The following is an 11309-nucleotide window of genomic DNA, read 5'->3' as shown; positions in this document are numbered from 1 at the left end:
CCGCCGCCCTGCTCGAAGCCCAGGAGGGCTCGCCGGGCAAGGCGCACGAGGATCTCAGGGAAACCATCCGCATGGAGGAAGAGATCTGACGATGCGCGCTCTGCTCGACCGGCAGGAGTGCACGTAGGCGGCCGAGGCCGGTATCCGGCTGCGCAACACGCCGGCCCCGCTCTATCCGGCGCTCGGGCTGGCGATGACTCGGCCACCTGGTACCCCGGCCTCTTGGAGGAAACAGCGATCCGAGTCCCGGCATCGGTACGACGCAACACCTTGAGGGCATAGAAAGAGCGGGATCCCGGTGGCGTGAGAAACGGGATCCCGCTGAGAGCGTGGAACGTCAGTGCTTGAAGACGTCCTTCGCCTTCTCCTTCGCCTGGCGCGCATCGCCCTTCGATTTCTCGGCCTGTCCCTCCACCGCCAACTTCTCGTTGCCTACGGCGCGGCCGAGAGTCGCCTTGGCCTTGCCCTTGGTCTGCTCCATCTTGGCCTTGGCCTTTTGGTTCTTGGCCATTGTCGTTCACTCTCCTCACCGCGTGCGGTGTTGGTGGCCACCCACTTCGGGTACCCGAGCCGGGCAGGAAAACACGCCCGTATTTGTACGAGCAGTTCCGCTGGTTCGGCCGCGGCTGGAGGGCGAACGCCGGCGCATGGCAGCGTAGGCATAGGACCCGGCTGCGAGGTCCCACGTCGTGCGTCGGGGCGAGGAACAGGCATATGGCGGACCGAAGGTGAACACCGTCCCGTCCTCGTCGCCACCGTCAGTCGGCCTGATCGGGCGGCAGGAGTGTGCCGAGCGGGCCGAGGTCCAGATTGAGGTCCTCCATCGCCAGGCCGTAGCGGGCGCACAGATCGCTCATGCGGTCGTGGAGGATCATCAGAGTGGTGCCCAGTCGCTCTTCCTCCTCCTCGGTGAGGTCGCCCTGGTCGACGCGGTGCAGCGCCTGCCGCTCCATGAGCTGCCGCAGCAGCTCGACCAGAGTGAGGACCAGCCTGATCAGGTCGCGTTCGACCGTGTCAGGATCCGTGCGGATGCGGCGGGCGGGGTGCCGCGGCTCCGGCCGTCCGGCCGGCGTGATGTCGTCCGGTACGGCGGGCAGCAGCCGGAACGCCCGGGCGGCCGCTTCGGCGACCTCGCCGAAGCGGTCGGGTGGGTCGGGGCGTCGGCCCTCGGCTGCGCCCGTCACGGCTCGTCCTCGGGGCGTGTCGAGGTCTCCCACGGTGACGGGTTCCGGGCGCTCACGGAGACGATCAGCGCCCGCAGGGAGATACGCACCAGGTCGATGTCGGCGATCGACAGCACCACATCCCCGGTGAGAACGACGCCGCCGCTCAGCAGGCGGTCGAGCAGGTCGATGAGGGCCACCTGGCGCTGTTCCAGCGGGTCGGCCCCCGGCGGCCGCTCTACGCCGGTCATGGCGCCGAGTCCGGTGCCGGGCCCTCCGCGCCGAATGGGGAGGCGAAGGAGTACGGCGCCCAGGGCCCGGTGACGTCGATGCGCACGCCGGGCAGTCCCCGGGCGGCATCGAGGACCCGCGTGCGGAATTCCGCCGCCGTCTCGTGCGCGAGGAGATAGGCGTCGTTGACGACGTTCTCCCCGGCGCCGGTCGCAAGTTCCCCTTGCTGCAACTGGTGCCGGGCGTGACCGGCGGCCATGTCGCGGCCGATCGCCTCGACGTGTTCGGCGGCCTGCCGGGCGGCCCGGTAGGACTCGTCGCGCGAATGGCGTTGGACACGACGGGCGCGCAGGTAGGCCCGGCCGGGGCTGAGACCCTCGGTGGTGGCGGCCGCGCCCGCCTCGCCGGTGACCCGCACGTCCGGCTGCCGGTCCACGTAGATCTTGACGCCCCATTCGAGGTGACCGGCAAGTCGCCGCATGGCCTGCGAGAACTGCTGCGCGTCCGCGCCCAGCATCGTCTCCACCCGTCTGTCGTCCAGGTACACCGTGGCGAGCCGCAGCGGCAGTACGGTGGTGTGCGCGGCCAGGGCTTCGATCACGGTGTGGTGAGCGCGGGCGACGGCCTCCAGCCAGTCCAGGTCCTCCAGATGACGGCGCAGGGCGCTCTCCTGGAAGTCCTGGGCGGGCACCGAGCTGACGGCGGCGGCGAGTTCGTTCCCGGGGCTCGCCCGCACCAGGCGGACCGGCGCCCCCACCACGCCTGCCACGCCGTCCAGGGCCGCGGCGAGTCCCTCGATGTCGCGGAGCACGGCGTAGGCGTAGGTGACCGGCTCAGTCATCAGCCGCTCCGCTCCTGCGCCTGCTGGAAGAGCGCGAGGTGGTGCGCCGGCCTGCGCTGCGCTGATCCTTGCCCGGCGACAGCTCCCGCTCCTGCTTCAGCGCCTCGATCTCTGCGTGGAGCCGCCTGTTCTCCTCGGCCAGTGAGCGCTCGCCGGCGCGGGAGGACAGCGCTGGATCGTGCTCCCACCAGTCGATTCCCATCTCCCTGGCCTTGTCGACGGAGGCCACGATGAGCCGGAGCCTGATGGTGAGCAGCTCGATGTCGAGGAGATTGATCCGGATGTCCCCCGCGATGACGATCCCCTTGTCCAGGACGCGCTCGAGGATGTCGGCCAGGTTCGCCGAGGAGCCCTGTCCGTAGCCGTACGGGGACATGGCCCGGGACGGGTACGAACTCAGTCGGTCGGGAGCCGGTTCCGGCACGGCGGGCACCTCGATTCCAGCTCAGGGAGCGGTGTCGCCCCGCCGATAGGCCGCGATCTCCTCCAGGCGGTCGAGGAGCCGGTCCTCGTGCTCGTCGAAGGTCTTCTGGTCGATGCGGCCGTCGAGCAGTGCTCGCTCCAGCGAGGCCAGTTCACGCTCCACGGGCTCGGGGTCGTAGTACTCCCGCTCAGCGGCTTCCTTCACCCGGTCGGCGACCCAACCCACGCCCCGCACGGGCGCCAGCGGAAAGGTGAGGATCTGGGTTAGCAGGCCCATGAGCGCGCCTCTCAGACGAAACTGTACGGGGGCAGCGGTCCGCTCAGCCGGAACTCGCACTCCTCGCCCAGTTGGTTGGCCAGGCTGATCTCCGTCGCCAGGAACATCTCCTCCTTGTCCTGCTGGACCAGGAAGGAGATGTTGAGGAAGTCGTGGCCGCCGGGTGACGTCAGGCTCTCGTCGCGTACGTACGGGCGCAGGGCCTCCACGATGCCCGCTGCGAGTGCCTGCTGCCGCACCTCGGCTTCCTGCGCTACCAGTTCGCCGAGCGCGAGCGACATCCCGGGGGTACCGCCCTCGCGTGTGGCGGCGTTGAGTTTGCGTGCGTCCTCCGATTCCAGCAGGATCCGGCGCAGCAGTGCCTCCTCCTCCCAGGAGACCTTCAGGTTGTACTCGGTGGCGCCGTTCAGGTTGCGCAGCTGTTCCTGGTACGTGTCCGCGCTGTCTTCCAGGGCTGCGCGAACGACTTCGTCGTTCTCGGCCGTCATGCCGAACCGCAGCGGCAGCACCGCTCCGTCGGCCATCAGCCGCTCCTGGACCTGCTGGTGCGCCAGGACGTCGCGGCGCCTGGGGCGCAGGTCCTCGGGCGCGTCACTGACCACCGCACACAGCACTCCCGCGGTCACCGTACGCAGCGGGCTGGGAGGGTCGCCGACTCCATGGAGGTCGTCCAGCCGCATCGGGAGGTCCTTCGAGGTGATGGAGTAGACGTAGACGGCCATGGTCACTCCCTCTGCCGCCGGGAAGCCCCTCTGGCCGGTCGACGGCGGCGCTGCTGCCTGGGCTCCTCCTCGTATTCCGGTTCTTCCTGCTCGTCTTCCCCGTTCTCCTCGTACTCCTCCTCGTCCTCGTCTTCCGCACCGTCGCCGGTCAGGGTGTCCTTGACGGCCTCGACGGCGCCGGTCAGGGCTCCTTTGGACTTGCCCTCGGCACCGCCTTCGGTGATCTCGCCGACGAGGTCGGTGAGCTGCGTGGGCTGTTTGCTGCCGGTTTCGAGGTCGAGGCGGTTGCAGGCCTCGGCGAAGCGGAGGTAGGTGTCCACACTGGCGACGACGATGCGGGCGTCGATCTTGAGTATCTCGATGCCGACGAGGGACACGCGGACGAATACGTCGATGACGAGACCGCGGTCGAGGATCAGTTCCAGGACGTCGTACAGGCTGCTCGTGCTTCCGCGCGAGATGCTGCCTCCGCTCTGCGGCACCACGGTCATGGCGCCTCCCTTCACCACCCCCTTGTGCGTGTCAGCGGCGCCGGTCGATCTGGCCGCGTGTGTAGCGGCGCGTCCGTTCGTACGCCAGCAAGTCACCTTCCTCGTCCAGCGTCACGTGGTAGGTGCCCAGGACGCTGGTGGTCTCGGGGACCCGCTCCAGTTCGAGTACCTCCACATCCGCCTCCCATCCCTCCTCGGTCGGTTTTATTGCCGATACCGACTCGGGGGCACGTCCGAGGAGTTCCTCGAGCTGTTCTGCGGCAGTTCGCATGGCCCATGCCGCCGAGTGTTTGGCGGGCTTCGGGGCCCTGCCGCCGCGCGCGCGGCGTGCGGTGTGGTCACCGTGGGAGGGTCGCCTGCCACTCCCCGTGCCGTCCTTTTCTGACGCGGCCATGTTTCCAACTCCGTCGCTGGGGCAGCGCTTACATATCACTTAAACGCACTATTTCACCATATGCGTCTTAAAAGTGCGCCGCGACGGGCCACCGGCGGCCGCGTGCCGCCGTGCGAGCGCGCAGCGGCTCGCCGGAGGGAATGACCGATGAACGATTCGACGAAGATCGCTCTCGCTGCCGCAGTCGCCGGTGGCTATGTCCTCGGCCGTGCGAAGAAGGGGCGCCTCGCCTTCGGACTGGCCACCTATCTCGCGGGCCGCCGTTTCGGCCTCGAGCCCCAGCAACTGCTCACCGAAGGGCTCCGCAAGCTTCAGGAGCTGCCGCAGGTCGCCGACCTCAACGACCAACTGCGCGGCGAATTCAAGGATGCGGGCCGCAAGGCTCTCGCCGCCGCGGCCGACCGCAAACTCGCAGACCTCGCGGACGTCTTGCACGAACGGACCACCCGCATCGGCAGCGAGAAGGAAGAAGTAGAGGAAGACGAGGAGGAGTACGAACCGGAAGAGGAAGAGACAGGGCCCGAGGACGAGGAAGAAGAGCCCGAAGGGGAAGAAGAGGAGGAGGAAGAGCCGGAGGAGACGGAGGAGTTGGAGGAGGAAGAGGAGGAAGAGGAGCCGCGGGCGAAGAAGGCCACATCCAGGCGCAGGCGCCCCACCCGCCGGGCTCAAGGCGCGAGGGAGGAGTCGGAGGAGGAGTCCCCCAGGCGCCGCCGCACAGCCAAGCGTCCTTCCGCGCGGCCCGCGTCGCGCACGACGACAGCCCGCAAGACCACCGCCAGGAAGGCGCAGCCGGCGAAGAAGACCGCCGCGAAGAAGAGCGCGGCACCGGCCAGGAAGGCAACCGCGAAAAAGAGCGCGGCACCTCCGAGGAAGGCCGCGGCGAAGAAGTCCGCGGCACCGGCGAGGAAGTCCGCGGCGAAGAAGACCGCCCCCAGGAAGACCGCGCCCAAGAAGACTGCCCCGAAGAAGACGACGGCCAAGACGGCGTCCACACGGCGGAGGTAGGCCCCATGGCCAGGACGGCACAGAAAACAGAAGAGTTCTCCGGCCTGGACCGGTTGCGCGACGAACTCGTCGACTACCTAGGCACCCAGATGGAGCATCTCGCGGACGTGGCGGGCGACAAAGTGGAGGATCTCACCGATCAGTTGCTGGACGTAGCCGAGGGCGGGGGAGTTCTCCCGAAGGTCGGCGCGCGCGTCCTCCAGGGCGATTCACCCGTCAAAGCCCTGATCGGCGAGAAGGTGAAGAGCATCAAGGACAGCGTGACCGACAAGGCTTCGAGCCTGTTCGGTGGCGGCAAGGGCCGCAAGTCCGGCAACCCCAAGGTGACGACCATCATCGAACAACTCGATGTAGGCGTCCCCGTCCGTGTCGCCTACGACCACTGGACCCGGTTCGAGAAGTTCAGCTCCTTCACCAAAGGCGTGCGCAGCGTGTCCCAGGGGGACGAGACCAGCAGTGACTGGAAAGTGAAGGTCGGGCCTTCCAGCCGTTCCTGGAAGGCCACCGTCCAGGAACAGATTCCGGACGAGCGCATCATGTGGACCTCGGACGGCGCCAAGGGCAGCACCCGCGGCTGCGTCAGCTTCCACGAACTGTCGCCCACACTCACGCACATCGTGATCGTCGTCGAGTACTACCCCTCCGGCCTCTTCGAGAAGACCGGCAACCTCTGGCGTGCCCAGGGACGCCGACTGCGCCTCGACGCCAAGCACTTCCAGCGATACGTCACCCTCTCCGACGAGGCCGCCGACGGGTGGCGCGGGGAGATCCGCGACGGCGAAGTGGTGCGCACCCACGAGGAGGCGCTGGAGGAGGAGGACGTCGAGTACGAGGAAGAAGAACCGGAAGAAGGCGAGGAAGCCGAGGAAGGCGAGGAAGCCGAGGAAGGCGAGGAAGCCGAGGAAGGCGAATACCCGGAGGACGAAACGGAATACGAGGACGAAGACGAGTACGAGGAGGCGTGAGACCGCAGCGAGGTGGTCGCCCCCCTACGGTCCGGGGCAGGTCATGCCAGGCCGTGGCGAGGCAGCGTCGGCAGCGGTCCAGGCCCTTTCAGGGATCTCCGAACTTGGCCCAGGCGTTCGGGCAGGCTGCGGGGGACTCGACCCGACGGAACCGGGGACGATCAGCATGGCGGCCCGGAAGGCTCCCGAGCCGTGAGTCCGCAGGTGTCGACGGCTCTCCCGGGGGCAGTCGGGGGTTGTACAGACCTGCGACTGCCCGTGGGCGCCGGACGCCCCCGAGTGGCACGGAGAGGAGGGCGGTATCAGGTGGTGCGCACTGTTGGAGTGGAGGAGGAACTCCTTCTGGTCGACCCGGACAGCGGGGAGCCGAAGTCGCTGTCGGCCGCCGTCCTCGCCCGTGCCACCCAGGACGATCCCGGACAGGACGTGTTCCAGAAGGAGCTGTTCGGGCAGATGCTGGAGTTCGCCACGCATCCGCAGGCGGACATGGCGGACCTCGGCGCCGAGATCGTGCGCTGCCGCAAGGAGGCGGCGCGGCTCGCCGGCGAGTTCGCGTGCGCGCTCGCCGCGCTCGCCACCTCCCCGCTGCCGGTCAGCCCGTCGATCAGCGTGAACGAGCGCTACGAGTGGATGGCCCGGCGGTACGGGATCACCACGCAGGACCAGCTCGTGTGCGGCTGCCATGTGCATGTTTCGGTGGAGTCCGACGAGGAGGGCGTCGCCGTCCTCGACCGGCTCCGGCCGTGGCTTCCGGTACTCCTGGCGCTCAGCGCCAACTCGCCGTTCTGTCAGGGCCGGGACACCGGCTACGCCGCCTACCGCAGCCGGGTCTGGGACCGCTGGCCGTCGGCGGGGCCTACGGAGCTGTTCGGCTCGGCCGAGCGGTACCACCGGTGGGTGGCGGACATGGTGGCCACGGGGGTCATCCTGGACGAGCGGATGGCGTACTTCGACGCGCGGCTGTCCGCCCGTTACCCGACGGTGGAGATCCGGGTGCCGGACGTGTGTCTGCGCGCGGATAGCGCCATCCTGGTCGCCACACTCTCCCGGGCCCTGGTCGAGACGGCGGCGCGAGACTGGCGGGCGGGCACACCACCGCCCGACCACGGTGTCTGCCTGCTGAGGCTGGCCGCCTGGCAGGCTGCCCGGTCGGGTCTGGACCAGGAACTGCTCGACCCCGCGACCATGCGGCCCCGGCCCGCCCCGGACGTGGTGCGCTCCTTGCTGGGGCACACCGGAGACGCACTGACCGGCAGCGGGGATGCGGCCTTGGTCGAGGAGGCCGTGGCCCATCTGCTGCACCGCGGCAACGGAGCCCACGAGCAGCGGCTGCTCATGGAGCGCACGGGCAGCCTGCGCAGCGTCGTCACCGAGTGCATACGGCACACCCAGGAGTGAGCGACTCGGTGAGACATCGGCGCGAGTACCGCTCGGTGCCCGAACAGTTCAAGGCCCTCGGGTACGGCCCCGCGGCGGCGCGCACGGCGTGCGGTCACACACGGGGCCCCGGTTCGACGAAGCCGGCGTCCCCCTGCGCCATCCCGAGCTGCTCGAAGCCGTCGCCGACCTGCACCGACCCCAGCTCATGGACGTACGGCGGGCCCCCGGACGCTGCCGTGGGTCAGCTGAGTCAGGCTGTCATCCGGTTTTTCCCGCTGCTTCGGTGTGCTTGACGTCGTGCTGGACCAGGAGGGAGAGCAGATCCGCCACGGTCAGGTCCGCCTCGGCCGGGTGGCGCAGGATGGTTCCCGGCTGGATCTTGTACGTGTTGGACCGGCCTTCGCGGTCGTGGGTGAGGTAACCGTCCGCCTCCAGGTCAGAAATGATCTTCTGGACCGCGCGTTCGGTGAGCCGGCAGTGCGCGGCAATGTCGCGGACGCGGCTCCGGTGATTGTTCGCGATCGCTGCCAGGACCCGGGCGTGGTTGGTGAGGAACGTCCACCCCGTGTGCGGCTCCGGTACTTCTCCCATGCTTCCAGCATAGGGCGTGCTGTTCACGCATCCAAAAGGATGAAATAAATTTCCGGTATTACTTGACAGGCTACAGTCGGCGAGCCGAACCTGAATGCGGAATCACTGGGCGCCACGAAGGAGGCGGCCATGTTGAGAGGGAAGCTTCCCCGGCAGCAGGCCAGGGAGGTGGAGATGGGCAGCAGACGATCAGTGTGGCGATCGCCTGCCGGAGCGGGTGCGGCACCGCAGGGTCTCCTGATCGACGCCTCGCCTCACGAGGGGCGCGTGTGCGTGACGATTCGCGGCGAGATCGACCTGAGCGCACAAGCGGCACTCGAAGCCGCGCTGCAGGACGCCGTCGCGCGGAGCACCTACGGTGTGGATCTCGACTTGAGCGGGACTGCGTTCTGCGATTGCTCCGGCTTGAACTGCTTCCTGGCCGCGCGGCACCGCGCCCTGCCGGCAGGCAAAACGGTGACCATCCAGGCTGCCAGCCCTCTGGTGCAGCGCCTGCTGAGCGTGACGGGCACGTGGCCGCTGTTCACGCTTGAGCGCCCGGTCTTGAGTCAGTCGGCATGCGCGCCCACTCCGCCGACCGCAGCGCACGAGGGGGAAGCCCTGGACGGTGACGAGGACCTGCGTACGGAGGTCGAACAGCTGCGCCGGGCCATGCAAACCCGCCCGGTCATCGACCAGGCCACAGGGATCCTGATGGCCACGTTCGGCCTCAGAGCCCAGGACGCCTGGCATGTGCTGGTCGAGGTCTCCCAGAGCACGAACACCAAACTCGCCGTGGTCGCCGAGGAACTGGTGACTACGGTTCAGGGGCAGGCGCTCCCCGCGGCAGTCCAGCAGCAGGTGCGCGTGGCCGTTGCCTCTCTTCCCGCCGGCCATGCACCTGCCGATGACATGCCATGGCAACAGTCTGTCCAGGAGGACGGCGATGATGGCCCAGCGACGACTTCACCGGACGAGGCATGACCCAGAAGCAGCCGCACAGGGTCCGGCCCGTCGCTGCACCGGCCGCACTGCCCTGGCGGTGCGCCGCCTCAAGGCGCCCAGACGTCCGCTTCAGGTATGGCTGACGCACGGCCGATCGCTGCCGTGTGCCAAGCCGCCAGGGGCGCAACGCCCGGTTGGATTCCGGTTCTTGTGCGAATCTCCACAGGCTGATCACGGCCGCGCCGACAGGAGCGAGTGATGGACGGCGACCTGCTGTTCGAGGATGCTGGGCCTCCTGCGTTCTGTGATCTTTGCCGAGCCTGTATAGCCCCTGGGCAGGCTGTCTCTGGGCAGGTGAGGGACTCGTCGTTCGCCCACCCGGTCGACCCGCACCAGGACGGCGACCGAATGGTGATCTCCTGCTGTGTGGATCATCTGGCTGAGCTCCAGCGGCGGTTTCGCGAGCGGCCCTTCGTCGCCGAGGAGCTGTGGGTGGCGAAGATTGATCAGGTGATGCAGCGGCATCACGTGGGATTGAGCAATGAACAGCTGGTCCGGGAAACCGGGCTGAACCTGGTGCAACTTGAGGCCGCGGCTCGCTGGTGCCTGGGCGTCGGGCCTCCTGTAGATGGCCCGGGCGCGGACGAAGGATGAGCGGCAGGCCTGGCCGGCACAGAGCCAAACGGCCAGATCGCACTCGATCCACAAACCTTCCTCCCAGACAGAGCGGCCGCGATCGGACATCTGGGAAGAGCAGGTCTAGGCGTCGACGATCGGCCGCAACGGCGTCCCGGAGACGTCTGCCCTCACTGGCCCCGTTCTCAGTCGAGACACTCGAAGATCTCGTCCCAGAACGCAGAGTCGTTCACGTTGAGGTCCTGGCCGGTCATGCGCTCACGCAGATCGGTGATGGCGGCCGCGCGTACGGCGTCGTCGGCCGATTCCAGCGCGTTGCTCGACTCGGCGATCAGCCCAAGGAGCACGGCCAGCACGGGGAGGGAGTCGGCGGCCGGTCCCTGCCACCCGTCCCCGTGGTCCCACCCGTTGGGGTCGTAGTGGGTGATGCCACCGTCCGCCGCGTCGAGCATCAGGTGCTGGTCGCCCCAGAGGGCCATGGTGAAGCAGAAGTTCTTGGGCGGAGAGTCGTCGTCCGGGTAGCGGTGTCCGTAGATCTCGTCGGCATCGAACGGTTCAAGCCCGTCCTCGTCCCGCAAGTGCCGTGTGTCGATCCCTACGACGTCGAGGTGGACGGCGGGAAAGCCGACCGTGAGCAGGAACTCCCTCGATTGGGCATCGGTCAGCTCGGCCGGCAGGCCGGTCTCGTCCGGTCGCCAGAGTGAACCTTCGCCCAGCCGTTCCTCCAGCCACACCGCGTCCGGTATCAGCGGAGTGTCGTTGCTCTTCACTGCGTGGCCCCCATGAGTTCCGCGTCGTTCGGTCATTGCCGGCCCCAGTCAATCGCATAGCCTGTCGGCGAGCGCGAGGGTGTGCACCCTCGCCCGCTGCCCTACGGGCCACCCTGTGCCGCCCAGTTGGCGACGGTGACGGACACGGCATCGCCGCCCTGCGCGGTGACGGTTCCGATCGGCTCGTCGAGCGAAGTGGGCCGACCAGTCGGGCCGGGACGTCACGCCGTACACCCGCAGGCTCCTCGACCGGCTGACCGGATCACCCGCCCTGGTCCTGGGCAAACTGCGCGCTCTCTACGACGACTGGCGCGCCGGAGCCCACGCCTGCGTGGCCTGCCTGCGCATGCACACCGCACGCCGCCCGGACGACCCACGCCTCCTGCGCCTCCTGCGCCTCCTGGCACGGATGGCGCAGCACATCGTCATATGGACCGCAGCCTGACAGCCCCTCAGGAGGGGGCCTTCGCCACCTGGCCACACAGACAGGCGATCC

17 protein-coding genes are annotated in these 11309 nt (G+C 68.4%); 5 read left to right on the top strand and 12 right to left on the bottom strand.

The annotated features are described in order from the left end of the window. Nucleotides 1-337 precede the first annotated feature (337 nt). From BEK98_RS46195 to BEK98_RS46155, 9 genes are all read right to left on the bottom strand, one after another. Entirely contained in the window at nt 338-511 is a 174-nt protein-coding gene (locus BEK98_RS46195) for a CsbD family protein (protein ID WP_094222805.1), read from the bottom strand. A 247-nt stretch (nt 512-758) separates the two neighbouring features. Next, nucleotides 759-1184, bottom strand: coding sequence for a gas vesicle protein K (locus BEK98_RS46190; protein WP_094222804.1), 426 nt, complete (start codon nt 1182-1184; stop codon nt 759-761). Continuing rightward, on the bottom strand, nt 1181-1414 hold the full coding sequence (locus BEK98_RS46185; RefSeq protein ID WP_094222803.1) for a gas vesicle protein: 234 nt from the start codon (nt 1412-1414) through the stop codon (nt 1181-1183). Before BEK98_RS46185 ends, BEK98_RS46190 begins: the two co-directional genes overlap by 4 nt. Next, nucleotides 1411-2235 (bottom strand): GvpL/GvpF family gas vesicle protein, encoded by an 825-nt coding sequence (locus BEK98_RS46180; RefSeq protein WP_094222802.1) that lies wholly within the window; start codon nt 2233-2235, stop codon nt 1411-1413. Before BEK98_RS46180 ends, BEK98_RS46185 begins: the two co-directional genes overlap by 4 nt. Further along, nucleotides 2228-2611 (bottom strand): gas vesicle protein, encoded by a 384-nt coding sequence (locus BEK98_RS46175; RefSeq protein WP_094222808.1) that lies wholly within the window; start codon nt 2609-2611, stop codon nt 2228-2230. Before BEK98_RS46175 ends, BEK98_RS46180 begins: the two co-directional genes overlap by 8 nt. A 69-nt stretch (nt 2612-2680) precedes the next feature. Continuing rightward, nucleotides 2681-2935 (bottom strand): gas vesicle protein GvpG, encoded by a 255-nt coding sequence (locus BEK98_RS46170; protein ID WP_094222801.1) that lies wholly within the window; start codon nt 2933-2935, stop codon nt 2681-2683. Between the two features lie 11 nt (nt 2936-2946). Continuing rightward, nucleotides 2947-3657, bottom strand: a complete 711-nt coding sequence (locus tag BEK98_RS46165; RefSeq protein ID WP_094222800.1) for a GvpL/GvpF family gas vesicle protein — start codon at nt 3655-3657, stop codon at nt 2947-2949. A 2-nt stretch (nt 3658-3659) separates the two neighbouring features. Continuing rightward, entirely contained in the window at nt 3660-4148 is a 489-nt protein-coding gene (locus BEK98_RS46160; RefSeq protein WP_094222799.1) for a gas vesicle structural protein GvpA, read from the bottom strand. Between the two features lie 31 nt (nt 4149-4179). After that, nucleotides 4180-4542, bottom strand: coding sequence for a gas vesicle protein GvpO (locus BEK98_RS46155; protein WP_094222798.1), 363 nt, complete (start codon nt 4540-4542; stop codon nt 4180-4182). 147 nt (nt 4543-4689) lie between these two features. Here BEK98_RS46155 and BEK98_RS49395 point away from each other — a divergent pair, with 147 nt between their 5' ends. From BEK98_RS49395 to BEK98_RS46135, 3 genes are all read left to right on the top strand, one after another. Next, nucleotides 4690-5547 carry a histone protein gene (locus BEK98_RS49395; RefSeq protein WP_167444451.1) on the top strand — a complete coding sequence of 286 codons (858 nt, stop codon included), beginning with the start codon at nt 4690-4692 and terminating at the stop codon, nt 5545-5547. Nucleotides 5548-5552: 5 nt separating this feature from the next. After that, nucleotides 5553-6512: an SRPBCC family protein gene (locus BEK98_RS46140; protein WP_094222795.1), complete on the top strand. Its 960-nt coding sequence runs from the start codon at nt 5553-5555 to the stop codon at nt 6510-6512. A gap of 309 nt (nt 6513-6821) precedes the next feature. Beyond that, nucleotides 6822-7910, top strand: a complete 1089-nt coding sequence (locus BEK98_RS46135) for a glutamate--cysteine ligase 2 (RefSeq protein WP_094222807.1) — start codon at nt 6822-6824, stop codon at nt 7908-7910. A gap of 240 nt (nt 7911-8150) precedes the next feature. On the opposite strand, the gene BEK98_RS46130 is transcribed toward BEK98_RS46135, so the two are convergent. Continuing rightward, on the bottom strand, nt 8151-8483 hold the full coding sequence (locus tag BEK98_RS46130) for a helix-turn-helix transcriptional regulator (protein WP_094222794.1): 333 nt from the start codon (nt 8481-8483) through the stop codon (nt 8151-8153). A 174-nt stretch (nt 8484-8657) separates the two neighbouring features. Here BEK98_RS46130 and BEK98_RS46125 point away from each other — a divergent pair, with 174 nt between their 5' ends. Next, nucleotides 8658-9446 (top strand): ANTAR domain-containing protein, encoded by a 789-nt coding sequence (locus BEK98_RS46125; protein WP_425276666.1) that lies wholly within the window; start codon nt 8658-8660, stop codon nt 9444-9446. 192 nt (nt 9447-9638) lie between these two features. Here the strand turns inward: BEK98_RS46125 and BEK98_RS48785 are convergent, their stop codons facing one another. Both BEK98_RS48785 and BEK98_RS46115 read right to left on the bottom strand, forming a co-directional pair. Beyond that, nucleotides 9639-10151, bottom strand: coding sequence for a hypothetical protein (locus BEK98_RS48785; protein WP_143684272.1), 513 nt, complete (start codon nt 10149-10151; stop codon nt 9639-9641). Between the two features lie 77 nt (nt 10152-10228). Continuing rightward, on the bottom strand, nt 10229-10813 hold the full coding sequence (locus BEK98_RS46115) for an SUKH-4 family immunity protein (RefSeq protein WP_094222792.1): 585 nt from the start codon (nt 10811-10813) through the stop codon (nt 10229-10231). A gap of 331 nt (nt 10814-11144) precedes the next feature. On the opposite strand from BEK98_RS46115, the gene BEK98_RS51530 reads away from it, so the two are divergent. Then, nucleotides 11145-11258 carry a hypothetical protein gene (locus BEK98_RS51530; RefSeq protein ID WP_244202297.1) on the top strand — a complete coding sequence of 38 codons (114 nt, stop codon included), beginning with the start codon at nt 11145-11147 and terminating at the stop codon, nt 11256-11258. The last annotated feature ends 51 nt before the right edge of the window (nt 11259-11309 follow it).

Source organism: Streptomyces diastatochromogenes, from assembly GCF_002242805.1.
GTDB classification, from domain to species: Bacteria; Actinomycetota; Actinomycetes; order Streptomycetales; family Streptomycetaceae; genus Streptomyces; species Streptomyces diastatochromogenes.
The sequence above is the reverse complement of the archived record's forward strand: the minus strand, read 5'-3'. Positions and strand labels throughout refer to the sequence as shown.